General features: G+C 71.2%; 25 protein-coding genes, 1 tRNA gene and 1 pseudogene. 16 read left to right on the top strand and 11 right to left on the bottom strand.

Annotated elements, in window-relative coordinates; translation table 11 throughout:
* Positions 1-22: 22 nt before the first annotated feature.
* The 13 genes from ACFYZE_RS15385 (at position 23) to ACFYZE_RS15445 (ending at position 12124) form a co-directional block, all read left to right on the top strand.
* On the top strand, positions 23-265 hold the full coding sequence (locus ACFYZE_RS15385) for a hypothetical protein (RefSeq protein ID WP_388993003.1): 243 nt from the start codon (positions 23-25) through the stop codon (positions 263-265).
* Positions 266-360: 95 nt separating this feature from the next.
* A complete protein-coding gene (locus tag ACFYZE_RS15390) occupies positions 361-1944 on the top strand; it encodes a hypothetical protein (protein WP_388993006.1) in 1584 nt (527 codons plus the stop codon).
* 1 nt (position 1945) lies between these two features.
* Positions 1946-4072, top strand: a complete 2127-nt coding sequence (locus ACFYZE_RS15395) for a hypothetical protein (RefSeq protein WP_388993010.1) — start codon at positions 1946-1948, stop codon at positions 4070-4072.
* A gap of 221 nt (positions 4073-4293) precedes the next feature.
* A complete protein-coding gene (locus tag ACFYZE_RS15400) occupies positions 4294-4485 on the top strand; it encodes a hypothetical protein (protein WP_388993013.1) in 192 nt (63 codons plus the stop codon).
* A 19-nt stretch (positions 4486-4504) separates the two neighbouring features.
* Positions 4505-5008 (top strand): hypothetical protein, encoded by a 504-nt coding sequence (locus ACFYZE_RS15405; protein WP_388993016.1) that lies wholly within the window; start codon positions 4505-4507, stop codon positions 5006-5008.
* Between the two features lie 17 nt (positions 5009-5025).
* Positions 5026-5703: a hypothetical protein gene (locus ACFYZE_RS15410; RefSeq protein WP_388993019.1), complete on the top strand. Its 678-nt coding sequence runs from the start codon at positions 5026-5028 to the stop codon at positions 5701-5703.
* 22 nt (positions 5704-5725) lie between these two features.
* Positions 5726-6193 carry a single-stranded DNA-binding protein gene (gene ssb / locus ACFYZE_RS15415; RefSeq protein ID WP_388993022.1) on the top strand — a complete coding sequence of 156 codons (468 nt, stop codon included), beginning with the start codon at positions 5726-5728 and terminating at the stop codon, positions 6191-6193.
* Between the two features lie 83 nt (positions 6194-6276).
* Positions 6277-7698 carry a DNA cytosine methyltransferase gene (locus tag ACFYZE_RS15420; protein ID WP_388993025.1) on the top strand — a complete coding sequence of 474 codons (1422 nt, stop codon included), beginning with the start codon at positions 6277-6279 and terminating at the stop codon, positions 7696-7698.
* Between the two features lie 86 nt (positions 7699-7784).
* The gene (locus tag ACFYZE_RS15425; RefSeq protein ID WP_388993028.1) at positions 7785-8687 is read left to right on the top strand and encodes a bifunctional DNA primase/polymerase; all 903 of its coding nucleotides are present in this window, start codon (positions 7785-7787) and stop codon (positions 8685-8687) included.
* Positions 8684-9109: a hypothetical protein gene (locus ACFYZE_RS15430; protein WP_388993030.1), complete on the top strand. Its 426-nt coding sequence runs from the start codon at positions 8684-8686 to the stop codon at positions 9107-9109. Before ACFYZE_RS15425 ends, ACFYZE_RS15430 begins: the two co-directional genes overlap by 4 nt.
* The gene (locus tag ACFYZE_RS15435) at positions 9106-10362 is read left to right on the top strand and encodes a DUF3631 domain-containing protein (RefSeq protein WP_388993033.1); all 1257 of its coding nucleotides are present in this window, start codon (positions 9106-9108) and stop codon (positions 10360-10362) included. The genes ACFYZE_RS15430 and ACFYZE_RS15435 overlap by 4 nt, the downstream gene beginning before the upstream one ends.
* 191 nt (positions 10363-10553) lie before the next feature.
* Positions 10554-10763 (top strand): helix-turn-helix transcriptional regulator, encoded by a 210-nt coding sequence (locus ACFYZE_RS15440; RefSeq protein WP_388993036.1) that lies wholly within the window; start codon positions 10554-10556, stop codon positions 10761-10763.
* Entirely contained in the window at positions 10760-12124 is a 1365-nt protein-coding gene (locus ACFYZE_RS15445; protein WP_388993039.1) for a tyrosine-type recombinase/integrase, read from the top strand. The genes ACFYZE_RS15440 and ACFYZE_RS15445 overlap by 4 nt, the downstream gene beginning before the upstream one ends.
* 152 nt (positions 12125-12276) lie before the next feature.
* On the opposite strand, the gene ACFYZE_RS15450 is transcribed toward ACFYZE_RS15445, so the two are convergent.
* Positions 12277-12358: transfer RNA gene (locus ACFYZE_RS15450), tRNA-Tyr, on the bottom strand.
* 225 nt (positions 12359-12583) lie between these two features.
* Here ACFYZE_RS15450 and ACFYZE_RS15455 point away from each other — a divergent pair.
* A complete protein-coding gene (locus ACFYZE_RS15455) occupies positions 12584-13072 on the top strand; it encodes a YajQ family cyclic di-GMP-binding protein (protein ID WP_103841221.1) in 489 nt (162 codons plus the stop codon).
* Positions 13073-13166: 94 nt separating this feature from the next.
* On the opposite strand, the gene ACFYZE_RS15460 is transcribed toward ACFYZE_RS15455, so the two are convergent.
* On the bottom strand, positions 13167-13433 hold the full coding sequence (locus ACFYZE_RS15460; RefSeq protein ID WP_200418794.1) for a GlsB/YeaQ/YmgE family stress response membrane protein: 267 nt from the start codon (positions 13431-13433) through the stop codon (positions 13167-13169).
* A gap of 183 nt (positions 13434-13616) precedes the next feature.
* Between ACFYZE_RS15460 and ACFYZE_RS15465 the strand changes: the two genes are divergently transcribed.
* Complete coding sequence (locus tag ACFYZE_RS15465) at positions 13617-14879, top strand: APC family permease (protein ID WP_388993044.1); 1263 nt, start codon at positions 13617-13619, stop codon at positions 14877-14879.
* Positions 14880-15066: 187 nt separating this feature from the next.
* Here ACFYZE_RS15465 and ACFYZE_RS15470 read toward each other — a convergent pair whose 3' ends face one another.
* The 9 genes from ACFYZE_RS15470 to ACFYZE_RS15510 form a co-directional block, all read right to left on the bottom strand.
* The gene (locus tag ACFYZE_RS15470; RefSeq protein WP_388993047.1) at positions 15067-15459 is read right to left on the bottom strand and encodes a YccF domain-containing protein; all 393 of its coding nucleotides are present in this window, start codon (positions 15457-15459) and stop codon (positions 15067-15069) included.
* Positions 15456-16319: a zinc metalloprotease HtpX gene (gene htpX / locus ACFYZE_RS15475; protein WP_388993050.1), complete on the bottom strand. Its 864-nt coding sequence runs from the start codon at positions 16317-16319 to the stop codon at positions 15456-15458. Before htpX ends, ACFYZE_RS15470 begins: the two co-directional genes overlap by 4 nt.
* A 303-nt stretch (positions 16320-16622) precedes the next feature.
* Positions 16623-18122, bottom strand: coding sequence for an NADH-quinone oxidoreductase subunit N (locus ACFYZE_RS15480; protein WP_388993053.1), 1500 nt, complete (start codon positions 18120-18122; stop codon positions 16623-16625).
* The gene (locus tag ACFYZE_RS15485) at positions 18119-19693 is read right to left on the bottom strand and encodes an NADH-quinone oxidoreductase subunit M (protein WP_388993056.1); all 1575 of its coding nucleotides are present in this window, start codon (positions 19691-19693) and stop codon (positions 18119-18121) included. Before ACFYZE_RS15485 ends, ACFYZE_RS15480 begins: the two co-directional genes overlap by 4 nt.
* Positions 19694-19699: 6 nt before the next feature.
* Positions 19700-21691, bottom strand: coding sequence for an NADH-quinone oxidoreductase subunit L (locus ACFYZE_RS15490; protein WP_388993059.1), 1992 nt, complete (start codon positions 21689-21691; stop codon positions 19700-19702).
* Entirely contained in the window at positions 21688-22053 is a 366-nt protein-coding gene (gene nuoK, locus ACFYZE_RS15495) for an NADH-quinone oxidoreductase subunit NuoK (protein WP_388993062.1), read from the bottom strand. Before nuoK ends, ACFYZE_RS15490 begins: the two co-directional genes overlap by 4 nt.
* Positions 22053-22685: an NADH-quinone oxidoreductase subunit J gene (locus ACFYZE_RS15500; protein WP_388993065.1), complete on the bottom strand. Its 633-nt coding sequence runs from the start codon at positions 22683-22685 to the stop codon at positions 22053-22055. The genes nuoK and ACFYZE_RS15500 overlap by 1 nt, the downstream gene beginning before the upstream one ends.
* Positions 22682-23203: a 4Fe-4S binding protein gene (locus ACFYZE_RS15505; RefSeq protein ID WP_388993068.1), complete on the bottom strand. Its 522-nt coding sequence runs from the start codon at positions 23201-23203 to the stop codon at positions 22682-22684. The genes ACFYZE_RS15500 and ACFYZE_RS15505 overlap by 4 nt, the downstream gene beginning before the upstream one ends.
* Before the next feature lie 110 nt (positions 23204-23313).
* Positions 23314-24282, bottom strand: coding sequence for an NADH-quinone oxidoreductase subunit H (locus tag ACFYZE_RS15510; protein WP_388993071.1), 969 nt, complete (start codon positions 24280-24282; stop codon positions 23314-23316).
* A 156-nt stretch (positions 24283-24438) separates the two neighbouring features.
* On the opposite strand from ACFYZE_RS15510, the pseudogene ACFYZE_RS15515 reads away from it, so the two are divergent.
* Positions 24439-24737 (top strand): annotated as a pseudogene (locus ACFYZE_RS15515) (hypothetical protein); the annotation flags it as partial.

The following is a 24737-nucleotide window of genomic DNA, read 5'->3' on the forward strand; positions in this document are numbered from 1 at the left end:
ACCGACACGTAGGAGATCGACCGTGACCACGCAGACCGCCACCGGCGCCGTCCCCGCGCAGCAGGGGCAGGGCACGCATCACTTCGTCATCACCCTGGAGAAGCCTGGCCGGCTCTCCATGACACAGGAGGGCACCATCACGCCCCCGCCCGGCAGCACCCGCCAGGACGCCTACCTGCTCATCTACCGGGCCGTCACGGAGCAGGACTCCGCCCTGCACGGCGCTTCGGTCGGGTTCTTCCTTCTGGAGCCCAACCAGCTCTGACCAGCGTCTTCTTACAACGCAGAGGCCCGGACGCTCGCTTTGGACGGCATGGCGTCCGGGCCTCTGCTGTCCTCCCTGAAGGAGTGGCTATCAGCATGACGGAACTCAGCACCGAGCCGGTAGCCGTCGAGGCTGCCGAACCTGAGACACCCCCGCCCGCCCCCGTACCGGCCGAGCAGACACCGACCGCGACCGAGGTGGAGCACACGCCCGGCGGCTGGCCGGTCGTCCCCCTCGCCCTGTCGGGTGCGAACACCACCGTGGGCATGGTCGCCGCCGCCTCCCTGGCCGGCGGCCCCATCGCCGCCATGGTCGCCGCCACCGGCGCAGTCGTCCTGGGCACGGTCGCCGCCACCCACTCCCGCACGCCCAACGCCCGCCGCGAGACACGGCGCGCAGCGGCCCGTACTGCCGGCCGCACGGCTGCCCGCAGCTCTGGCCTGCGCCACCGCGGGACCGGATCAGGCGGTAGCCGAAGCAGCGCGCCGAGCGGACGCGCCGGGCGGTCCGGTGGGCGGTCGAGCAGCATGCCCGGCCAGCACCGCCGCACCACTGGTCCGACCACCCGCCACGGCAGCACCGCCATCAGCGGAAAGACCGGCAGCAAGCCTGGTCAGAGCGTGTCCAAGCGAGCGCCTGGCGGCGCCGGGAAGGCGACTAGCCGAGTCGGGCAGATTCGGGCCCTGCGAGCCTCGCAGAAGGCTGCGGCCGGGTCGCGTGCCGGGCAGCGGGCCCAGACCACAGCCGCCCGCCGCGCGGTCGCCGACGCCCGCCGCAACGCCAAAGCAGCAGCCAGCAACGCCCGCTTGGGCAAGCGCGCCGGTCTGACGGGTCGCCTGTTGGGCGGCGCCGTCCGCAGGGCCCGCACTGCGCGGGATGCGGCCATTGCTAAGCAGCGCGCCAAGCGGGACGCCAAGACCGGCGGAACGGTCGCCGCGCAGCGGGCCCAGGTACGCAAGGCACCCGCACGCAAGGCGGCCCGAAAAGCGCTGCGCAGGTCCGCGGCCCGCTTCCACGGGCGCCGCCTCCTCGCCGCCCTGCTCGCCCTCCCGATCGGCCTGCTCGGGATGCTCACCACCCCGATCGGCCGGAAGTTCGGCCTTCCGTGGCTGATCCACCCCGGTCGCCGCCTGTACCGGCGGCTGGCCCGGGCCGCCGCCGAGCAGCGCGCCGAGCGCGACGCGGCGATCCGCGAGAAGCAGGCAGAGCAGGAGGCCGCAGCGGACGCCGAAGCCATTCAGGAGGGCACCGAGGGGATCGGAGACCGCATCGAGCGGCCGGCCGTTCAGGTCCCGCCCCCCACCCCCGCATCGCAGGTCAGTGAAGGAGAGCACGTGTCCGGATTCCGATTCGAAGAGGCCGCGGCCGAGATGGAGCAGGCCGCCAACTCCTACGACCCCGAGAACGCCATGGAGATCCTCGCCATGGTCGAAGGGCTCCCCGCCGCGCTGACCAGCGTGGCCAACGTGATGAAGATCCTCGCCGAGCGGTCCGACTCGGAGTTTCCGCTGGAGAAGGAAGTCGCCGCCGGGTTCAACGATATCTTCGGCGCCCTGATGAGCGCCGTCGCGGTCGCGGAGGACATGGGCCCGCTGTTTAGGCAGGTCCACGCCCAGGACATCGCCCGCCACGAGGACCCCCGCAACGGCCACGAGGCCGAGAAGGGCTGGAACGTCTGACATGACCAGCACCGCCACCGCCAAGCAGAACGCCGGCAGTGGCCCGGTGCTGGACTGGGCCGCCGGTCACGGACCCGTGACCGGCGCCCTGTCCGCCACCACCGGAGCCTTCGCCGTCGCCACCACCGGCGCCGCTACCGGCATGCCCCCCGGCTGGGCCCTCGCCGTCGGCGCGGCCGGCGCCCTCGGCCACACCGTCGCCGGCATCCGCGTGCGCAACGCCGGCCGCACCCTCGCCACCCGCGCCGCCTCCTGGCTCGTGGGAGCCGGATGGACCACCTGGGCCATGACCCACGGCCCCCTGACCTGGGCCGCACTCGGCTCGCTCGCCACCATCGGCGTGGGCATCGGCGCCGCCGCCCGCTCCACCGCCTTGTATGAGGAGGCGCGGGAGGAGGAGGCGATTGCCGCTGAGCAGCGGCAGATTGCTCGGGAGCTCTCCGCGGAGCGCCGGGCCATTGCCGCGGAATGGGTGGAGCGGATCCAGCGGGTGTGCGGGATCACCGTGCGCGTGCTGGCCGTGGAGATGTGGGAGACCGGGGCCGGGTTCTCCATCGACGCGGAGCTCCCGCCCGGCGGCGCCACCTACGCGAAGATCGCGGCCGAGTCCGCGCGGCTGTCCGCGGATGCGCGGCTGCCGCACGGCTGCACCGCCACCGCCTCCCCGGGCATCGACCAAGGCCGGGTCATCATCGACGTGACCACGGTCAACGTGCTGGAGCAGGAGCGCACCTACCCGGCCGAGTACGGGCCGCTGTCTGTGCTCACCGGCATCCCGTGGGGCTACCGCACCAACGCGCAGGAGATCCGGGCGTATCTGCGTGAGCAGTGCGCGCTGGTCGTCGGCCCCACCGGCTCGGGCAAGACGAACCTGGTCCACTTGATCCTGGCCGGGTTCGCCCGAGCCGAGGACATGCTGACCTGGGTAATCGACCTGAACGCCGGCAGCGCGGGCCTGCCCTGGGTGCTCCCGGCCCTCAACGGGGAGATCGAGGGGCAGGACGGCAAGCCGGTACGGCCCGGGATCGACTGGCTCGCCGGAACCTACGACGAAGCCCTCCTCATGCTCGAGACAGCCGTCAGAGTCGCCAAGCAGCGCAAGATGGGCTACCAGGACCTGCTCGCCAAGGCCAACACCGACCTGCTGCCCATCAGCCCGAAGATCCCCCAGATCATGCTGGTCATCGACGAGGGCGCGGAGATCCTGGCCAGCCCCGACCGGCAGATGCGCAAGCTCGCGGAAAAGATCCTGGAAGTGATCCGGATCGCCCGCGCCATGGGCATCCGCACCGTCCTCACCGCCCTCGGGGCCACCGGGTCGGTGCTGGGCAACCTGATGATTCGCCGCGAAGCGAAGGTCCGCGTGGCGCTGACCGGCGGTGAGACCGAGGGCATGGACCTGTCCAAGATGTTCCCCGGCTCCCGTGGCCTGCGCGTGGATCAGGCCCCCTACAAGGGGTCCGGGTTCATGGGCACCCCGGAGTCACCGGCCGGACTGTTCAAGGCGTGGCGGATCCTGCCGAACCAGATCCGCGAGATCATCGCCGCCACGTCCGACCGCCACCCCGTCCTGGACGCCATCTCCGCCAAGGCAGCCGGGCTCGCCTACGCCCGCCGCTGGGACGCCGACCGCACCGCGTGGATGCTCGACCGCGCCCCAGACGACGCCAGCACGGACGCCGACCCTGCGGCATCGGCCGGGGCCGGGCTGAACCTGTCCGCGCTGCGCGGCCAGGAGACGGGACAGCGCTCGGAGGAAGACGAGATGCTGCGCCGCTTCCGTGCCGAGATCGACGCCCAGTTCGGCACCGCCCCCGACCCGCACGCCCCGGCGAGCGACGGGCCGCCGCCCGTCGCAGGCGGGTTGAACCTGTCCGCTCTCCGCGGCGAGCAGGACAGCCCCGCGCAGCGGGCCGCGCTCGCGCTGCTGCTCGCCGCCGGCACCGAGGGCACCGGCGCGTCCGCGATCGCCCGCGCCCTGGCCGAGGAGTACGGCACGACCCGTCAGACGGTCGTCGGCTGGCTCAAGGCATGGGCCCAGGACGGCACCGCGGTCCGTGTCGGAGAGGGCACCAAGGCCCGCTACGTCCACCGCCAGCACGCCCCCGGACAGTCCGGCGAGACCTGATCACTTGTCGCCTGTCGCCCCACCGGAACAGAAGCTGTCCGGAGCGGGTCTAGGAGCCCGGGAACGGCTTGTGACCTGCAAGGCGACAAGCGACAAGACAAGACAAGCGACAAGCGAGACGACAAGGCAGACGACAAGCAACGCGACAAGCAACGCGACAAGCCACAGCGCGGGCAGCACCCATGGGTGCTGCCCGCCGCGCGTTCCCCGGGAGGCCGCTCGTGATCGTGACCCTGTCCGCCGTCGCAGTCCTCGGGCTGCTGACCTTCGCCCTACTGCGCGGCCGCTACGTCGGCCCGTTCAGCGCCCTCGTGCTGTTCCTGTTCGGCTTCTTCACCGCCAGCACCAGCGCCGCCGACACCATCCGCGCCATATGCCGCGCGCTGGCCGACGCCACCCGCCACATCAGTTGACCCCTGGCAGGAGCCCACCGTGCCCGACCACGACCAGCCCGCGGCCTGGCAGCCGCGCATGACCGACGCCGAAGCCACCGCCGAAGCCCGCCGGATCATCGCCGACGCCTACCGGCCCGTCCCGCAGATACCGACCGCCTTCCGCGACACCACCCCGCTGCCCACCTACGGCACCACCCCGCCCGTCCCGCAACCGGACCGCCGGATCGTCCCGGCGTGGGCCGCGGGCACCGCCGTCGCCGGCATCGGCACCGGAGCCGCGTTCGTCGGTGTCGGGTGCGGCATCTGGCTCGCCTGCCAAGGCTTCGCCGCCGTGACCCTGACCAGCGTCCTGTTCATCACGCTGCCCATCGCCGCCGTGGCCGCCGTCGCCGCCGCCATCGGCTCCGCCCTGCGGTCCCTGAAGACCACCCACACCGAAACCCACCACCACTACGCCGGGCCCGTCCGGCAGGAGACCAACACGATCAGCGCCCCCGCGTACGGGCTCATCTCCCGCAACCGCAACGAACTGCACCGCTGAGAAAGGAATCCCTGCCCATGAAGACCACCCTCGCGTGGTTCGACTCGCTCACCGACAGTGTGTTCGCGCTCGGGGCCGCCGCCCGCGAGGCGCAGCGCGCGGCCCGCGCCGCGGAGCTGGAGCGCGACGCCTACAGCCCGGACCGGATCCGTCTGTTGGACGCTGCGGTCCACGTCGACGGCCGCGACCCCGGCTCCGTTCCGTTCCGCCCGCACGACGCCGCCGTATTCGCCATCGGCGACACGCTCAGCAAGACTGCCCGCGCGCTGCGGGAGCTGTACCTCAACACCGCGTTGGCCTACGGCTACGGCACCGCGTGGGCGATCCTGCGTGTCCTGGACGGCCAGCAACCCGCCGCGGTCCACCTGCGCCGCACCGTTGACGGCCACTACATGCTGCCCGCTGAACTGTGCCCGGTGCCGCCCGCCATGCCCGCCCTGGAGCGGTGGAACGGCTACGCCACGTTCGAGCGGGCCCGCCTGCACCTCGTCGAGTGCGACGCCGCCGGCATGCACGCCGACTTCCTCGGCGACCAGTCCGAGTTGAGCGACCACGAGGCCGCCGAGCTGCACACCGCGCTCGATGTGGCGGCCGGCGAGGCGGATGCCGCCTACGCCTACGGCGTCCGTGCCGAATCGGCCCTGCACTTTGCCCTGCTGGAGCCCAAGGCCCAGCACGCCAGCACCCGCGCCTGACCTGCCCCGAAGGAGACAAAGCATGTCGTTTGGAGAGACCCCGATCACCATCGTCGGCAACCTGACCGCCGACCCGGAGCTGAAGTTCACCGACTCCGGCCAGGCACTCGCCAAGTTCACCGTCGCTTCCACCCCGCGCACCTTCGACCGCGAGACGAACCAGTGGAAGGACGGCACCTCCACGTTCTTCCGCTGCGCCGCTTGGCGCGCGCTCGCCGAACACGTCGCGGAGTCCCTGGGCAAGGGCTCTCGGGTGGTGCTGTCCGGCCGGATCCGACAGCACGACTGGCAGACCCCGGAGGGCGAGAACCGCTCGATGCTCGCCGTCGAGGTCGAGGACATCGGCGCATCCCTGCGCTTCACCACCGTCACCGTCAACTCCAAGCGTGCCGCGCAGGCTCGCCCGTCCGGTGACGACCCGTGGGCCGCGACCGCGCCAGCCGGGCCCGGCAGCCCCGCCGTAGCGGAGGGCGCCGAGCCCCCGTTCTAGCAACGCCCGGGGCGGCCACCGTCTCGCCAAAGTCCGTGGCCGCCCCGGCTCCCTTGTCCTGACCACACAACAGGAGCTGCTACGTGCTGACCCTGACCGATCTGTTCTGTGGCGCCGGCGGATCCTCCACCGGCGCCGTATCGGTGCCCGGTGTGCGGGTGCGGATGGCCGCCAACCACGCCCGCCACGCCGTCGACACTCACCAGGCCAACCACCCCGACACCGACCACGACTGCGCGGACATCTCCCAGGTGGAGCCGCGCCGCTACCCGACGACGGACATCCTTTGGGCGTCCCCGGAGTGCACCAACCACTCCATCGCCAAGGGACGGCGCCGAGGCCACGGCGAGCACACCGACGGCCTGTTCGCCGCCTCCGGCACCGACGAGGCCGCGATCCGCTCCCGGGCGACGATGCACGACGTGCCGCGCTTCGCCGAAGTCCACCGCTACCGGGCGATCATCGTGGAGAACGTGGTGGACGCCTACTGGTGGGGCCCCGAGCAGGCGCCCGGCGCCGCGTTCTCCGCGTGGCTGTCCGCCCTGCACGCCTGGGGATACGAGCACCGCATCGTGTGGATGAACTCCATGCATGCCGCCGCCTACGGGCCGCCCGCCCCGCAGTCGAGGGACCGGATGTATGTGGTGCTGTGGCGCAAAGGCGAGCGCATCCCCGACTTCGACAAGTGGACCCGCCCGCAGGCCGACTGCCCCGTCCACGGCCGCATCCGGGCCATTCAGGGCTTCAAGCGGCCGGACCGGCGCTGGGGCCGGTACGGCAAGCGGGCCCAGTACGTGTGGCGCTGCCCGCGGGTGGAGTGCCGTAACACGGTGGTGGAGCCGGCCGTCCGCCCGGCCGCGGAGGTCATCGACTGGAACCTTCCCGCGCAGAGCATCGGAGAGCGCAAGCGCCCCCTGGCCGCCGACACACTGCGCCGCATCCGAGCCGGGTTCACCGCGTTCGCCGAACCGGTCGCGGTGCCAGTGGAGGGCCGCGACGGCAAGCGCGCCGCTCCCATCTCGGCACCGCTGCGGACAGTCACGACCCGGAACGAAACCGGGCTCGCCCTGCCTCCGTACATGGTGGAACTGCGCGGTGGCGGCTCCTCTCACCGTGCCATCACCCGGCCGCTGGCCACGGTGACCGCCGGAGGCAACCACCACGGCATCGTCACCGCTCCCGGCCTGGTGGTGCCGTACTACAGCAACTCAGCCGCGCGCCCGGCCAGCCGGCCGCTGCCCACCGTGACCACCGTCGACCGGCACGGAGCCCTGTACGGCGGAACCGTCCGCAGCGTGGAGGAGTGCCGGTTCCGGATGCTGGAGCCGCAGGAGTACGCCGCCGCGATGGCCTTCCCCGACGGCTACAAGCTGCTCGCCAGCGACAAGCGCACCCGGGTGCTCATGCTCGGCAACGCGGTCACTCCGCCCGCGGCCCGCGACCTGGTCGCCATGGTCACCGAAGCCATCACCGGCGAGGAGCTCCCACTCGCCCACACCCAGTAGAAGCGCCCGGGGCGGCCACCGTCTCGCCAAAGTCCGTGGCCGCCCCGGCTCCCTTGTCCTGACCACAGAACAGGAGACCACCCAGCATGCCCCAAACCGACCCTGGAGCGCTGCTCCACGCGGCCCTGGACGCTGCCGCACGTGGCTGGCACGTCTTCCCTCTTCGACCCGGCAGCAAGCAACCCGCCCTGCACGGCGCCGACCGCTGCCGCAACACCGGGGACTGCGCCAACGGACACCTGAAGTGGGAGCAGCGGGCCAGCACCGACCCGCACCGCATCGCGCAGTGCTGGGAGACCAGCGCTGCCAACATCGCGATTGCGACCGGCCCCTCCAATCTGGTCGTCATCGACCTGGACGTGCCCAAGGAGAAGAGCAGTTCGGACACGCCTGACGGCGTGACCTTCTTCCTGGCGCTCTGCGAGCGCGCCGGACAGCCCTGGCCCGACACCTACACGGTGCGGACGCCTAGCGGCGGCATGCACCTGTACTTCACCGCCCCGCCCGGCATCCGCCTGACCAATACCGCGCGCAAGCTCGCACCGCTCATCGACACCCGCGCCTGGGGCGGCTACGTCGTCGCCGCCGGCAGCATCATCAACGGCGCCGCCTACGAGGTCACCGCCCCCTGGCGCGTCGCCGAACTCCCCGCATGGCTGCGCGACGCCCTCACGCAGACGCCGAAGACCAGCGTTCCGGGGTCCATCGCTCCGCCCCGCAACGCCAGCCGCCGCGCGCAGGTGGCGCTGGAGCGGGAGCGGGCCGCCATCGAGGCCGCACCGCAAGGGGAGCGGGAACAGACCCTGTTCAAGGCCGCACGGGCCATGGGGCGCTTCGTGGCCTGGGGCGACATCCCCCGCCATGTGGTCGAGGAGGCTTTTCAGTGTGCGGGGGAGGCGGCCGGACTCAAGCCGTACGAGTGCCGCTCCACCCTGCGCAGCGCCCTGAACTGGTCCATCCGCACCGCCCGACCGCGGGAGGCGCGATGACCACGCACGCGCACCCCGCATTCCCCACTGAAAAGCCCTCCCCCTCCGTCGTACCAGCCGGTCCGCGCCTGGCTGCGGCAGGCCCCGGCGGGGGCCGTGGCACGAAGGGCGCCGGCCGTCAGGCCGTCCTTTCAGCCCTTCGTTCTGACCCGCACCCGGCCCACGGCGCCGACGATCCCACGCCTGAGCGGCCCGGGATCCGCATCTACGCCCCGCCGGTCTACCGCTCCCACGACGACGGCGCCCGCTGGTCCAAGCGCTACAGCGGCACCCCCACCGCCGCCTACGCCTGCACCTGCGGCCAGACCGCAACGGTCACCGGACAGCACGCCGTGGCCGCCCTGGCCGCCGAGTACGACGCCCACAAATACGCCTGCACGGGAGCTCCCGCCCTGCACACCGAAAGGAGGAACGCCGCATGACCGGCACCAACCCTGCCACCCCGTCCATCGACGGCGCCGCCCTGCTCGATGAAGTTGAAGCGTTCCACCGCCGCTTCAACGTCTTCCCCACCGAAGCCGCCTACGTCGCCGTGACCCTGTGGGACGCGCACGCGCACCTGATCGACGCGTTCGACGGCACCGCCCGCCTGGCCTTCCTCAGCCCCGAACCGGGGTCCGGCAAGTCCCGCGCACTGGAGATCGTGGAAACCCTCACCCCGCGCGCGGCCACCACCGTCAACGCTTCCGCCAACGCGCTCTTCCGGCTCGTGGAAGCCGAAGAGGGAACCCCGACGCTCCTCTTCGACGAGATCGACACCGTCTTCGGCCCCAAAGCTGGCGGGAACGAAGAGGTGCGCGGGTTCCTCAACTCCGGATACCGGCGCGGCGCGAAGTCCCTGCGCTGCGTCGGGGACGGCTCGAACCAGAGCACCGAGTGGTTCTCGTCCTACTGCGCCGTCGCCATGGCCGGGCTCGGTTCGCTACCGGACACGATCCTGACCCGCTCGGTCATCATCCGGATGCGCAAGAAGGCACCCAACGAGAAGGCCGAGCCCTACCGTCGGCGCGTCCACGAGAAGCAGGGCCACGCCCTGCGGGACCGGCTCGCCGAATGGGCCACCACCGTGCACGACCAGGTCGCCGAAGCCTGGCCCGAGATGCCCGAGGGAGTCTCCGACCGGCCCGCCGACGTGTGGGAACCGCTCCTCGCGGTCGCCGACGCGGCTGGCGGACAGTGGCCCGAGCGCGCCCGCGCCGCCTGCGTCGAACTCATCAAGGCCGCCCAGGAGGGCGACGAAGCCTCCCTCGGAGTCCGCCTGCTGACCGACCTGCGCGACCGAGTGTTCTGCGGCGCCGACCGCATGCCCACCGCCGCCATCCTCGAAGTCCTCCTCGGACTCGATGACGCGCCCTGGGCCGACATGGACGACGACGGCAAACCGCTCACCGCCCGCCGTCTGTCCAAGCTCCTGAGCCAGTACGTCCGTCCCGACAACACCCCGATCAAGCCCCGCAGCGTCCGTATCGGCAGCGGCACCCCGAAGGGCTACTACGCGGAGGACCTGGCCGACGCCTGGGCCCGCTACTGCCCCCCTCCCCCCGGAAAGTCCGCAACAGCCGCAACAGCCGCAACACCGCAGGTCAACGGGGGTGAATCTGTGGCGGAAGCCCCCGAGCAAAGCCGCCACACGTCCGCGGAAACCGACACACGCCCCCTGCGCGTCGTCGGCTGACCACCCTCGCCCCCACGGTGCCGCCGCGCCCCGCGCGGCGGCACATATCCGCAACACAACCGCCATCCGCAACAAATCCAAGCCGCTGACCTGCAATGTTGCGGCGTTGCGGATGTTGCGGATTCCCAGGAGGGGTCTCGACGGCCCCTTCTTCTGTCTGTCCCTCCTTCTTTCCCAAGGAGATATCCGACATGGCCACGCCTTCCCGTCGGCGCCGCGTGCCCAAAGACGAGTTGCTGCCGCTGAGCGACGCCCTGGAAGAGATCGGCATCAGCCGCGCGACCTGGTACCGGTGGCGTAACCGCGGCTACGGGCCGGAGGCGAAGCGCACGCCGTCCGGTCGCATCTGCGTGCGCCGAAGCGACCTGGACGCCTTCAAAGATGAATTGGAAGCCGCGTGACTGAGTGGAGCTACACCGTACGTATCTGGGCAATCCGGAAGCGCGATTACCGGAAGCCCTACCAACTTCGGTGGAAAGTGGGCACGCGCCCCCATTCCGAGTCCTTCCTGACGCTGGGCCTGGCGGAGAGCCGCCGGGCCCAGCTCATTACGGCCGCTCGCGAGGGTGAGCCCTTCGACGTGGACAGCGGACTACCGAAGTCGCTGGTCACCAAGGAACAGGACATCTCGTGGTACGAGCACGCCCGGCGGTACATCGACATGAAGTGGGACCACTCCCCCGCCGGCACGCGCCGGACGCTGGCTGAGGCCATGGCGACGGTGATGCCCGCCCTGGTGAAGGACACCAAGGGCATGGCGGAGCCGAGAGCCGTTCGCACTGCGCTCTACAGTTGGGCCTTCAACAAGAACCGCTGGAGCGAAGAGCCCCCGGCCGACGTCGCCAAGATCCTCGCTTGGTTCGAGCGGAAGTCGGTCCCCACTTCGGCGCTGTCAGACCGCTTGCGGGTTCGAGCTGCCCTCGATGCGTTGACCAAGAAGCTGGACGGCAAAACTGCGGCGGCAGGGACCATCCGCAGGAAGCGAGCGATCTTCCACAACGCTCTCGCGTACGCGGTGGACGCTGGACTGCTGCCGGACAACCCCCTGCCACACGTCCAGTGGAAGGCACCCGAGCAGGTGGAAGAGGAGGTAGACCCTGCCTGCGTGCCGGACCCCGGGCAGGCCGCGAAGTTGCTTGCAGCCGTGCGGGACCAGAGCCCGCGCGGCCGTCGTCTGGTCGCGTTCTTCGGCTGCATCTATTACGCGGCGGCACGGCCGGCCGAAGTCATCGGCCTGCGGCTTCAGGACTGCGACCTGCCACGCCGCGGGTGGGGCATGCTGCGCTTCCGCGAAACCCGGCCGCGGTCGGGCACTGCGTGGACAGACAGCGGCGAGGCTCACGATCGGCGGGGCCTGAAGCACCGGCCCCGGAAGGCAGTCCGTCCCGTCCCCATCCCGCCGGAGCTGGTCGCTCTGCTCCGGTGGCACGTCAGCGCATACGGCACGGCCCCGGACGGCCGACTGTTCCAGACGACACGGGGCGGACTGATCCAGGACACGGGGTACGGCGAAGTCTGGGCCGAAGCGCGTACGCGCGCCCTCACGCCCGCTCAGCAGAAATCCGCCCTTGCGAAGCGCCCTTATGATCTTCGTCACGCGGCCGTCTCGACCTGGCTCAGCTCTGGCGTGGAGCCTCAGCTAGTGGCCAAGCGCGCCGGCCACAGCGTCGCCGTCCTCTTCCGGGTCTACGCGAAGTTCCTCAGCGACGGAGACGAGGCCGCCAACGCCAAGATCTCCGCGCGTCTGGGACAGCACGGCTGAGCGCCGTGGACGCCGTCCACGGCCCGTCCACACGGTCCGAGAGACAGCGTTCGAACGCGAGACAGCGTGAGACAGTGCGCTGATCGCGTGGACGCATGACAATGGGCCCGTGACCTGCTTTCTTCGCAGGTCACGGGCCCAATGCTTCCGTGTGGCGGCGCCAGGATTCGAACCTGGGTAGGCATAGCCGACAGATTTACAGTCTGCTCCCTTTGGCCGCTCGGGCACACCGCCGGGGATTGCCGCCCTGGAAGCCGCTTTTCGGCGGTGCTCCCTGGCAACGACGTAAACGATACCTGATGCACAGGGGTGCTTCGCCACCCGATAGATCGGCGACCCCGAGGGGAGGGGGTGGCTAGGCTTATGCGGATGCGGACCGGCTCGACGCCGGGCCGGGCGGCCGCGCTCCCGCACGCCGATACGCAGCCCGTTCCATCCCTATACAAGGAGCCACAGGACATGGCCGACTCCAGTTTCGACATCGTCTCGAAGGTCGAGCGGCAGGAGGTCGACAACGCCCTCAACCAGGCCGCCAAGGAGATCTCCCAGCGCTACGACTTCAAGAACGTCGGCGCCTCGATCGCCTGGTCCGGCGACAAGATCCTGATGCAGGCCAACTCCGAGGACCGGGTGAAGGCCGTCCTCGACGTCTTCGAGACCAAGCTGGTCAAGCGTGGCATCTCGCTGAAGGTGCTGGAGGCCGGTGAGCCGCAGCTCTCCGGCAAGGAGTACAAGATCTTCGCGTCGATCCAGGAGGGCATCACCCAGGAGAACGCGAAGAAGGTGGCGAAGATCATCCGCGATGAGGGTCCCAAGGGCGTCAAGGCCCAGGTGCAGGGCGACGAACTGCGTGTCAGCTCCAAGAGCCGGGACGACCTCCAGACCGTGATCGCGCTGCTCAAGGGCAAGGACTTCGACTTCGCCCTGCAGTTCGTGAACTACCGGTAGGACCGGTAGGACCCCTTCCACGACGCAGGATGGGCACCCCGGAGCGCGGGGTGCCCACCCTTCTGTGCTGCTGGCTGCGGCTTCGGTGGCGCGTTCAGCGGCGGGAGTCGCCGAACAGGACACGGTAGATGATCAGCAGCACGAGCGAGCCGCCGATCGCGGCCGCCCAGGTGGCACCGTCGTAGAAGTGCTTGGTGATCGGGTGATGCAGCCAGCGCGCGGAGATCCAGCCGCCGATGAAGGCACCCGCGATGCCGATGAGGGTCGTGCCGATGAAGCCGCCGGGGTCCTTGCCCGGCAGCAGGAACTTGGCGATGGCGCCTGCCAACAGCCCCAGGATGATCCAGCTGACGATGCCCATGCCGTGAACCTGCCTCTCCGCGCTGTGCCTGTGCTGTGTTCCTGCTCCGGCCAGGCTGTGTCATACCTCGACGGTGTGTGATTGTGCTGGTCACGCGCTCGTTCTCGAGTTCGTGACGCGTCGTTGTCGGGGAGGACGCCTCCGCGGCGGCCGCCGGTTGCACGGTTCAGTAGGGTTCGGTCCATGACACAGTCCGGGGCACAGACGCCCAGTGGCGTGGGGCTGCGACGGACCCTCGGGGTCGGGGACGCCGTCGTCATCGGGCTCGGATCGATGGTCGGGGCGGGGATCTTCGCGGCCCTGGCCCCCGCGGCGCGTGCCGCCGGGTCGGGGCTGCTGACGGGGCTCGCGGTCGCCGCCGTGGTCGCCTACTGCAACGCGGCCTCCTCGGCACGCCTGGCCGCCCTGTATCCCGCCTCGGGCGGCACGTACGTGTACGGGCGCGAGCGGCTCGGAGCGTTCTGGGGCTATCTGGCGGGCTGGTCGTTCGTCGTCGGCAAGACGGCTTCCTGTGCGGCGATGGCCCTGACCGTGGGCGCGTACGTCTGGCCGGGGCAGGCGCACGCGGTGGCGGTCGCGGCCGTGGTGGCCCTGACCGCCGTGAACTACGGCGGTATGCAGAAGTCGGCCCTGCTGACGCGGCTGATCGTGGCGGTGGTCCTGGCCGTCCTCGCGTCGGTGGTCGTCGCCTGTCTCGCGTCCGGTGCGGCCGACGCCTCACGGCTGGACGCCGGCGGCTTCGGCGGGGCCGGCGGGGTGCTGCAGGCCGCGGGGCTGCTGTTCTTCGCGTTCGCGGGTTACGCGCGGATCGCCACCCTCGGCGAGGAGGTGCGGGACCCGGCACGCACCATCCCGCGCGCGATCCCCCTGGCGCTGGGCGTCACGCTGGTGGTGTACGTGGCGGTGGCTGTCGCTGTGCTGTCGGTACTGGGTGCCGACGGGCTGGGGCGTACCGCGGCACCGTTGGCCGACGCGGTGCGCGCGGCGGGCGTGCCCGGTCTCGTGCCGGTGGTACGGGTGGGTGCCGCGGTGGCCGCGCTGGGTTCGCTGCTGGCGCTCATCCTGGGCGTCTCCCGGACCACGCTGGCCATGGCCCGCGACCGGCACCTGCCGGGCGTCCTGGCCGCCGTGCACCCGCGGTTCCAGGTGCCGCACCGGGCCGAACTGGCCGTGGGTGCCGTGGTGGCCGCGCTCGCCGCGACGGTGGACGTGCGGGGCGCGATCGGGTTCTCCTCCTTCGGGGTGCTGGCCTACTACGGGATCGCCAACGCGTCCGCCTGGACCCTGACTTCGGCGCCGGCTTCGCGCGTCGTACCGGCGGTCGGGCTCCTCGGCTGCGTCACGCTGGCGTTCGCGCTGCCCGGGGTGTCCGTGGGCGTGGGGGCGGGTGTGCTGGTCCTCGGCGTGGTGGCGTACGGCGTACGGCGGTGGGTGGCCGGGCGGTAGCGAACCACCGGCCCGGGCTGCGGGCGGTGGGCGGGCGGCAGCAACCGGCCACGCCGCAGACGGGCGATCAGGAGTCCGCACCGCTGCCCGCGCTTCCGCCCCTGCTGCGCCCACGCGTCCGTCAGCCGCTGCCCGCGCGGCCGTCAGCCGCTGCCCGGGCGGCCGTCAGCCGCTGCCCGGGCGTCCGTCAGCGCGTCGCGAAAGACTGGTCCGTCCGCACGATCTCGCGGCCCAGCGGCAGCAGCGAGACGGGGATCAGCTTGAAGTTCGCGATGCCGAACGGGATGCCGATGATCGTGACGCACAGGGCGATGCCCGTGACGATGTGGGCGAGGGCCAGCCACCAGCCGGCCAGGACCAGCCACAGGACGTTGCCGATGCAGGACGGCGCGCCCGCGTCCCGGCGTTCGACCGTCGTATAGCCGAAGGGCCACAGCGCGTAGACACCGATGCGGAAGGCCGCGACGCCGAACGGAATGCCGATGATCGTGACGCACAGCAGCACGCCCGCGAGCATATAGCCGAGGAACAGCCAGAAGCCGCTCAGCACGAGCCAGACGACGTTCAGGATTGTCTTCACCGGTGGCGACCTGCCATCTGCTCGAGCCGGGCGATGCGCTCCGCCATCGGCGGGTGGGTGGAGAACATCTTGGACAGCCCCTGACCGGGACGGAAGGGGTTGGCGATCATCATGTGGCTCGCCGTCTCGATCCGCGGCTCGGACGGGAGCGGCAGCTGCTGCGTGCCCATCTCCAGCTTGCGCAGTGCGCTCGCGAGGGCCAGGGGGTCTCCGGTGAGCTGGGCGCCGGACGCGTCCGCCTCGTACTCCCGGGAGCGGCTGATGGCCAGCTGGATGAGGGACGCGGCGAGCGGGCCCAGGAGCATGATCAGCAGGAAGCCGAGCAGGCCGGGGCCGTCGTCGTCGTCCGAGCGGCCGACCGGGATCAGCCAGGCGAAGTTCACCAGGAACATGATCACGGAGGCGAGGGCGCCGGCGACGGACGAGATGAGGATGTCGCGGTTGTAGACGTGGCTGAGTTCGTGTCCGATGACGCCCCGCAACTCGCGCTCGTCGAGGAGCCGGAGGATGCCCTCGGTGCAGCACACGGCCGCGTTGCGCGGGTTGCGGCCGGTCGCGAAGGCGTTCGGCGCTTCCGTCGGCGAGATGTAGAGGCGGGGCATGGGCTGGCGGGCCTGGTTGGACAGCTCACGGACCATGCGGTACAGGGCGGGGGCCTCGAACTCGCTCACCGGGCGCGCGCGCATCGCGCGTAGAGCCAGTTTGTCGCTGTTCCAGTACGCGTACGCGTTCGTGCCGATGGCGATGAGGAGTGCGACGATCAGGCCGGTACGCCCGAAGAAGCTGCCGATGACGATGATGAGTGCGGACAGTCCCCCGAGGAGTACTGCGGTCCTGAGCCCGTTGTGCCGGCGGTGCACGGTACGCCCTCCAAGTGGTGCGGCAGGGGAACCCTTTGTCTGCGAACTGCTTGTCGACTCCACTTCTCAGTGGACCTTCCCGCACTGGTCAACGCCAGGCGGGCGACACGAGTTCCCTTGTGCGGGCGCGGCAGTCCGTGGTTCGTCCGGGTGAGGCGGCGGCATCCGGCACGCGCGTGTGCCGGATGCCGGGCGCCCGCGCGCGAGGGCGCGGGGGCGCGGGGGCGCGGGGGCGCGGGGGCGCGGGGGCGCGGGGGCGCGGGGGCGCGGGGGCGCGGGGGCGCGGGGGCGCGGGGGCGCGGGTCAGAAGAGCGCGGTGGCCGAGAAGCGCAGCACCAGCTGGGGAGCTCCTGACAGGGCGACACCCAGCACGGCCGTCAGGGTGAGGGCGGCCGTGAGCGGAGCCGGGACGCGGTGCTTCTCCGGCTTCCCCTCGGGGGCGCGGAAGAGCAGGGCCGTCCACTGAAGGTAGTAGAAGAGCGCGATCACCACGTTGACCGCCATCACCACGGCGAGCCAGCCGAGTCCGGCGTCGACGGCCGCGGAGAAGACGGTGACCTTCGCGAAGAGGCCGATGATGCCGGGCGGCAGGCCTGCCAGGCACAGCAGGAAGAACGCCAGGAGCAGCGCGGCGAGGGGGTTCGAGGCGTGGAGGCCGCGGTAGTCGGTGATGCGGTTCAGGGCCCTGGTACGGCCCACGAGTGCGGCCACCGCGAAGGCGCCGAGGTTCACCGCCGCGTACATGAGGGCGTACGCCACGGTGGAGCCGATCGCTTTCTGGGCGTCCTTGGAGTACGCGGCCGCTGCGATCGGCACCAGGAGGTAGCCGGCCTGGCCGACGGAGGACCAGGCGAGCAGGCGTACCGCGCTGTACGCGCGCGTGGCCTGCTGCCGCAGGGCGCCGACGTTGCCGACGGTCATGGTGAGGGCTGCCAGTGCGGCCAGTGCCGGGCCCCAGGCGTCGGAGTAGGACGGGAGGGCGACGACGGTGACGAGGATCAGGCCGGAGAAACCGACCGCCTTGCCGACGACGGACAGGTAGGCGGCGACCGGGAGGGGCGCGCCCACATAGGTGTCGGGCACCCAGAAGTGGAACGGGACGGCGGCCGTTTTGAAGGCGAAACCGACGAGGGTGAGGACGACGCCTGTCTGGGTGAGCGTGTGGAGTTGTCCGTCCACGTGCTGGATCCGGTCGGCGACCTGGGTGAGGTACAGGGTGCCGGTGGAGGCGTACACGAAGCTGATGCCCATGAGGCTGACCGCGGTCGCTGTGACGGAGGACAGGAAGAACTTCAGGGCGGCTTCGGAGGATTTCTTGTCGCCGTGCCGGATGCCGACGAGGGCGAACGCGGGCAGGGAGGCGACCTCCAGGGCGACGATGAGGGTGGCCAGGTCGCGGGAGGCGGGCAGCAGGGCGGCACCGGCGGCTGAGGACAGCAGCAGGAACCAGAACTCCCCTTCGGGGACGTCCTTCCTGGCGTCCTTCAGCGCGGTGACCGACAGCAGGGCGGCGAGGAGGGCGCCGCCGAGCACGAGGAACTGGATGACCAGGGTGAAACGGTCCGCCGTGTAACTGCACACCTGCGGGCTGCCGGTCAGGCAGAAGGTGGCGCGGTCGCCGTCCAGGAGGGGCAGCAGCATGAGGATCGCGGCAGCCAGTCCGGCGATGGACGCCCAGCCGAGGAGGGCCTTGTGCCGCTCGTCGAGGAAGAGGTCGGCGACGAGCACGAGGAGTCCGACGGCCGCCGCGATGGTGGGCGGTGCGATCGCCAGCCAGTCGACGGACTGGACGAGGGAGCTCATCGGGTGCCTCCTGCGAGGAGCTGCTGCACGGCCGGGTCGGTCAGGCCGAGGAGTGCCTTCGGCCACAGGCCGGCGAGGACGGTGAGGACGACGAGCGGCGTCCAGGCCGCGAATTCGTACCTGTGGACGTCGGCGAGTTCGGGAGTCTCCTGGGGTACGGCGCCCATGCACACGCGGCGCACCACGATGAGCATGTACGCGGCGGTGAGCAGCGTGCCGAAGGCTGCGATCGCCATGAAGGTGAGGAAGGCGGGGCGGCTGAGGTCGGCGGCGGGCTTGAACGCGCCGAACATCGCGAGCATCTCGCCCCAGAACCCGGCGAGGCCCGGCAGACCGAGCGAGGCGACGGCACCGAAGGCGATCAGGCCGCCGAGGCGGGGGGCCTTGCCGTAGAGGGCGGCGCCGGTCTCCTCCGCGAGGGTGTCGAGGTCGGTGGTGCCGGTGCGGTCCTTCAGCGCGCCGACCAGGAAGAACAGCAGGCCGGTGATGAGGCCGTGGGCGATGTTGGCGAACAGCGCGCCGTTGACGCCGGTCGGGGTGGTCGTGGCGATGCCGAGGAGTACGAAGCCCATGTGGCCGACGGAGGAGTAGGCGATGAGCCGCTTGAGGTCGCCCTTCGCGCCTCGTTTGGCGAGGGCGAGGCAGGCGAGGGATCCGTAGATGATCCCGACGACGGCGAAGGCGGCGAGGTACGGCGCGAAGGTGTGGAAGCCGTGGGGCGCGATCGGCAGGAGGATGCGCACGAAACCGTACGTGCCCATCTTCAGCAGGACGCCGGCCAGCAGGACCGAGCCGACGGTCGGTGCCGCGGTGTGGGCGTCGGGCAGCCAGCTGTGCAGTGGCCACATCGGGGCCTTGACCGCGAGCCCGATCCCGACCGCCAGAACCGCGATGACCTGCACGGATGCGGTGAGTGACCGGCCGTTGTCAGTGGCGAGTGCCACCATGTCGAACGTGCCCGCCTTGATCCCGATCAGGAGCAGGCCGAGCAGCATGACGACGGAGCCGAGCAGCGTGAAGAGGATGAACCGCCACGCGGCCCGGGTCCGCCCCTCACCGCCCCAGCGGGCGATGAGGAAGTACATCGGGATGAGCACCATCTCGAACGCGAGGAAGAACAGCAGCAGGTCGAGGACGGCGAAGGACGCGAGGGTGCCGGACTCGAGGAGGAGCAGCAGCGAGACGAAGGCCTTCGGGGAAGGGCCCGTGGGCGGCTTGAAGTACGAGTAGAGCGCGCAGAGGAAGGTCAGCAGCGCGGTCAGCGCCAGAAGGGGGAGGGAGATGCCGTCGATGCCGAGGTGGATCCGCACGTCGAGTGCGGGGATCCAGCTGATGTCGGTCGTGGCCTGCATCTTCGACGGGTGGTCATGGTCGAAGCCGAGCGCGAGGGCGATCGCCGCGATGAGCACGGCGCCGGTGACGGTCACACCGTGCCGCAGCACAGCCTGCTCGGGTGACTTCCCCTTCAGCCCGGGCGGTGCCGGGAGGAGGGCGGCGAGCGCGCCGAGGAGCGGCGCGACGACGACGAATGCCAGAAGGAACTGCATCACGGACTCGCTGATATCGATCACGCCGGCTCACGCTCCCGTGGCGACGAGGAGGGCGGCCACCGCCAGGACGACGGTGCCGGCGAGCAGCGCGCTCACATAGGTCTGCACATTGCCGGTCTGGGCGCGCCGCACGGCGGCCCCGAGCAGGCGGGGCACGGCGCCCGCGCCGCGTACGTAGGTCTCGACGACCTCCCGGTCCAGGAACTGCACGAGGCTCGCTCCGGCCCTGACCGGGCGGACGAAGAGCCAGTCGTACACGGCGTCCAGGTGGAAGCCCTCGGCCGCGTGGCGGTGCAGCGGACCGAGCAGGAGGCGACCCGGGTCCGCCGGGTCGGGCGCGTAGGCGATGTCGCCGTACGCGGGCACGTGGCTCGCGATCGCCTCGGCCTCGACCAGGCCGGCGTCCGCCTCCGGGTGGGCCGCGACGGCACCCAGCGGGACGCGGGCCGCGAGTGCGGTGGTGTGCCGCCAGGCGCCGTAGGTCACGAGTGCGCCGACCAGGGCGAGGCCCGTGCCGAGGACGGAGGTGGTGAGCGTCGGCGTCAGGGAGCGTCCGTCGAACCAGTCGGGCAGGACACGGTAGGTGAGGCCGAACGCGATCGACGGGGCTGCGAGCACCCAGAGCACGGCGTTCATGACCAGCGGCTGCCTGCCGTGGTCGGGGGCCTGGGCTCCGTGGCCGCGGAAGGCGAGCAGCCACAGCCGGGTCGCGTAGGCCGCGGTGAGCAGGGCCGTGACCAGGCCGGTGACGAGGACGATCCAGCCTGCGGCACCGGGGGCGTGTTCGGTGTGGCCGGTGGCGACGTGCTCGGCGGCCCCCAGGACGGACTCCTTGGAGAAGAAGCCGGAGAACGGAGGGATCGCGGCGAGCGCGAGGAGCGCCACGGTCATCGTCCAGAAGGCGTCGGGGATGCGGTCTCGCAGGTCCCTCATACGGGACATGGCGGCCAGCGAGTTGGTTCCGGCGGCGTGGATGATCACGCCGGCGGCGAGGAACAGCAGCGCCTTGAAGGCGCCGTGGGACAGGAGGTGGAACACGGCGGCACCGCGGTCGCCGACGGCGAGGGCGCCGGTCATGTAGCCGAGCTGGCCGATCGTCGAGTAGGCGAGAACGCGCTTGATGTCGTCCTGGGCGAGCGCCGCGAGCGCCGAGCCGGCCATGGTGACCGCGGCCATCACGGCGAGGACGACCATGGCGGCCGAGGAGGCCTGGAAGACCGGGAGAAGACGGGCGATGAAGTAGACACCGGCGGCGACCATCGTCGCGGCGTGGATCAGCGCGGAGACGGGCGTCGGGCCCGCCATCGCGTCGGGGAGCCAGGTGTGCAGCGGGAACTGTGCCGACTTGCCCGCCACGCCGGCCAGGAGCAGCAGGGCGACCAGGGTCGGGTGGTGCAGTCCGCCGCTCACGGCGGTGCCGAGGACGTGGGTGATGCGGAAGGAGCCGGCATCGGTGCCGAGCGCGAACAGGCCGATCAGGAAGGGCACGTCGCCGAGCTTGGTGACCAGGAATGCCTTCAGGGAGGCGGCGCGGGCCTCCGGGGTCTCCCAGTAGTGGCCGACCAGGAAGTAGGAGCAGATGCCCATGACTTCCCAGCCGACCAGCAGCACGATCAGGTCGCCCGAGTAGACGACCAGGAACATCGCGGAGGTGAACAGGGAGACGAGAGCGGCGTAGGAGGGGTAGCGCGGGTCGTCGCGCAGGTAGCCAGTCGAGTAGATCTGCACGCAGGTGGCGACGGTGCCGACCAGGACGGCGACGAGGGCGGCGAAGCCGTCGATGTGCAGGGCGAGTTCGATCGGGACCGAGCCGGTGGGCGTGAGCTCGGTGGCGGCATCGAGGGCCCGGCCTCCGCCCTGCCGGGCGGCTACCAGCACGGCGAGGACGAGCGAGGCGAGGGTGGGCAGGACGGCGAGCGGGCGGACGAGTCCGGGCACCGTGCGGCCGAGGAGCAGGCCTGCCGCCGCGCCGAGGAACGGAAGGAGGGGTACGAGGACGGCGAGGGTGGTCGTGGTCACGCGGTGGCCTCAGCCTTCTCAGCCGCAGGGGTGTCGCCGTCGTGGCCCTCGGCGGTGTCGCGGAGCCGGTCGATGTCGGAGGTGCCGCGGTTGCGGTACACGGCGAGGACGATCGCGAGGCCGATGCCGATCTCGGCGGCGGCGATGGCGATGGTGAACAGGGTCAGGGCCTGTCCTGAGTGCAGCGTCTCGCGGGCGGCACGGCTCAGCCAGACGTCGAAGGCGACGAGGTTGAGGTTGACGGCGTTGAGCATCAGCTCGACGGACATCAGGACGAGGATCGCGTTGCGGCGGGCGAGGACGCCGTACAGGCCCGTGCAGAAAAGGAGGGCGGAGAGCACGGCGGGGTAGGCGAGGTGCATCAGCGGACGCCTCCCTTCTCGCTCCGGGTGTCCGGGGTGGCCGGGGCGTTCGCGGCGGTGGCCGCCGCGTCCGCCTTCGCCTTGCGGGACAGGACGATCGCGCCGACCAGTGCGGCGAGGAGGAGGACGGAGAGTGCCTCGAAGGGGAGGACCCAGTTCTGGAAGAGGCTCGCACCGGTGACCTTGGTGGAGCCGGAGGCGGCGCCCCCGAGGTCGATCCAGGTCGTGCGGAAGGCGTCGACGACCACCCACACCAGGGCGGCCGCGGCGGCGACGGCCACGGTGAGGGCGGCCCAGCGGTTGCCGGAGTCGGCGTCCGGGGAGCGGCCGATGGGGGCCTTGGTGAGCATCAGACCGAACAGGAGGAGGACGACGACGGAGCCGACGTAGATGAGGACCTGCACCCAGGCGATGAACTCGGCGGTGAGCAGGAGGTACTCGACGGCGAGCCCGCCGAGGGTGACCACGAGCCACAGGGCGGCGTGCACCAGTTGCCGGGTGGTGACGGTGACCAGGGCGGCGCCGAAGGTGACCAGGCCGACAAGGAGGAAGGCGATCTCGACGCCGGTCGGGGAGAGGAAGCCGCGCGAGGCCGCGGCGGCGGTGGCCAGTGCGGCGGAGAGGGTGTTCACGACTCTCCTCCCTGTGGCTCGGCGGGCTCTGCTTGATCTGCGGGCTCGGCCTGCGCGGCAGCCAGCTTCTCGGCGGTCTTGCGGGCTGCCGCCATCTCCTTCGTCTCCTCGGCGCCCGGGTCGAGGGCGGGCGGGGCCGGCACGGTCCACATCCACTCGCGGAGCTTGTCCCGCTCGTGGGTGAGGTCGCGGATGTCGGTCTCGGCGTACTCGAACTCCGGGGACCAGAACAGTGCGTCGAAGGGGCAGACCTCGATGCAGATGCCGCAGTACATGCAGAGGGAGAAGTCGATGGCGAAGCGGTCCAGGACGTTGCGGCTGCGTTCACGGCCGCCGGGGGCGGCGGGCGGGACCGTCTCCTTGTGGGAGTCGATGTAGATGCACCAGTCCGGGCACTCGCGGGCGCACAGCATGCATACCGTGCAGTTCTCCTCGAACAGGCCGATGACACCGCGGCTGCGGGGCGGCAGCGCGGGCTGGGTGTCGGGGTACTGCTCGGTGACGGACTTCCTCGTCATCGTGCGGAGGGTGACGGCCAGGCCCTTGGCGAGGCCGGAGCCGGGAACCGAGAGGCGCGGCCGCCCAGAGGGCGTCGTTGAGGGGTGGTGGTCGGGCGACGGGCGGGCCATTAGGAGATCACCACCTTGACGATGCCGGTGAGGGCGATCTGGGCGAGGGAGAGGGGGATGAGGAGGGTCCAGGAGAGCTTCTGGAGCTGGTCCTCGCGCAGCCGGGGGTAGGTGACGCGCAGCCAGATGACGACGAAGGCGAGGATCGCGGTCTTCAGCAGGGTCCAGAGCCAGCCGAGGCCGTCGGCGCCCCAGGGGCCGTGCCAGCCGCCCAGGAAGAGGACGGTGGTCAGGCCGCACAGGACGATGATCCCGGCGTACTCGGCGAGCAGGAACAAGGCGAAACGGAGGCCGGTGTACTCGGTGTACGCACCGAAGATGATCTCCGAGTCTGCGACGGGCATGTCGAAGGGCGGGCGTTGCAGCTCGGCGAGGCCGGCGACGAAGAAGACGATCGCGCCGACGATCTGCCAGGGCAGCCACCACCAGTGGAAGGCGTCGAGGATGCCGGGGAGCGAGACGGTTCCCGCCGCCATGGCCACCGAGGCGGCCGCGAGCAGCATGGGGAGTTCGTAGGCGAGGAGCTGGGCGGCGGTGCGGAGGCCGCCGAGGAGGGAGAACTTGTTGGCGGAGGCCCAGCCGGCCATGAGGGAGCCGAGGACGCCGACGCCCATGACGGCGAGGACGAAGAAGATGCCCGCGTCGACGACCTGGCCGACGGCGCCCTCGCTCGGGCCGATGGGGATCGCGAGGAGGACGAGGAGGTACGGCAGCAGGGCCACGGCGGGGGCCAGCTGGAAGATACGGCGGTCCGCGCCCGCCGGGACGACGTCCTCCTTCTGCGCGAACTTCACGCCGTCGGCGACGAGCTGGGCCCAGCCGTGGAAGCCGCCCGCGTACATGGGGCCGAGGCGGCCCTGCATATGGGCCATGACCTTGTGCTCGGTCTGACCGACGATCAGAGGGAAGGTGAGGAAGACGACGAACACGACGAGGAGTCGCAGGGCGACGTCGAGAGCGCCGTTCACCGCGTGCCTCCTGGGGGGTCGTGGGGGTTGGGGGACTTCTTCGGGGACTTCCGGGTCTGCTGCTCGCCGTCGGTCCCGTCGGGCCGGGTGTCACCGGGACGGGTTTCGCCACGGTGGGCTTCGCCGGCGGTCGCGTCGGGCTCCGCCGCGGGAGCGGTGTCGGCTTCCGCGGCTTGGGGCGCGGGGCTCGCGGGTTCGGTCGCGGGCGTCGCGGGCTCGGTCGCCGACTTCGCGGGGTCGGTCGCGGGCCTCGCCGGTTCGGTCGCCGACTTCGCGGGGTCGGTCGCCGGTTTCGCCGGTTCGGTCGCCGACTTCACGGGGTCGGTCGCCGGTTTCGCCGGTTCGGTCGCCGACTTCACGGGGTCGGTCGCCGGTTTCGCCGGTTCGGTCGCCGACTTCACGGGGTCGGTCGCCGGTTTCGCCGGTTCGGTCGCCGACTTCACGGGGTCGGTCGC

It is taken from the genome of Streptomyces sp. NPDC001796, from assembly GCF_042892355.1.
GTDB lineage: Bacteria > Actinomycetota > Actinomycetes > Streptomycetales > Streptomycetaceae > Streptomyces.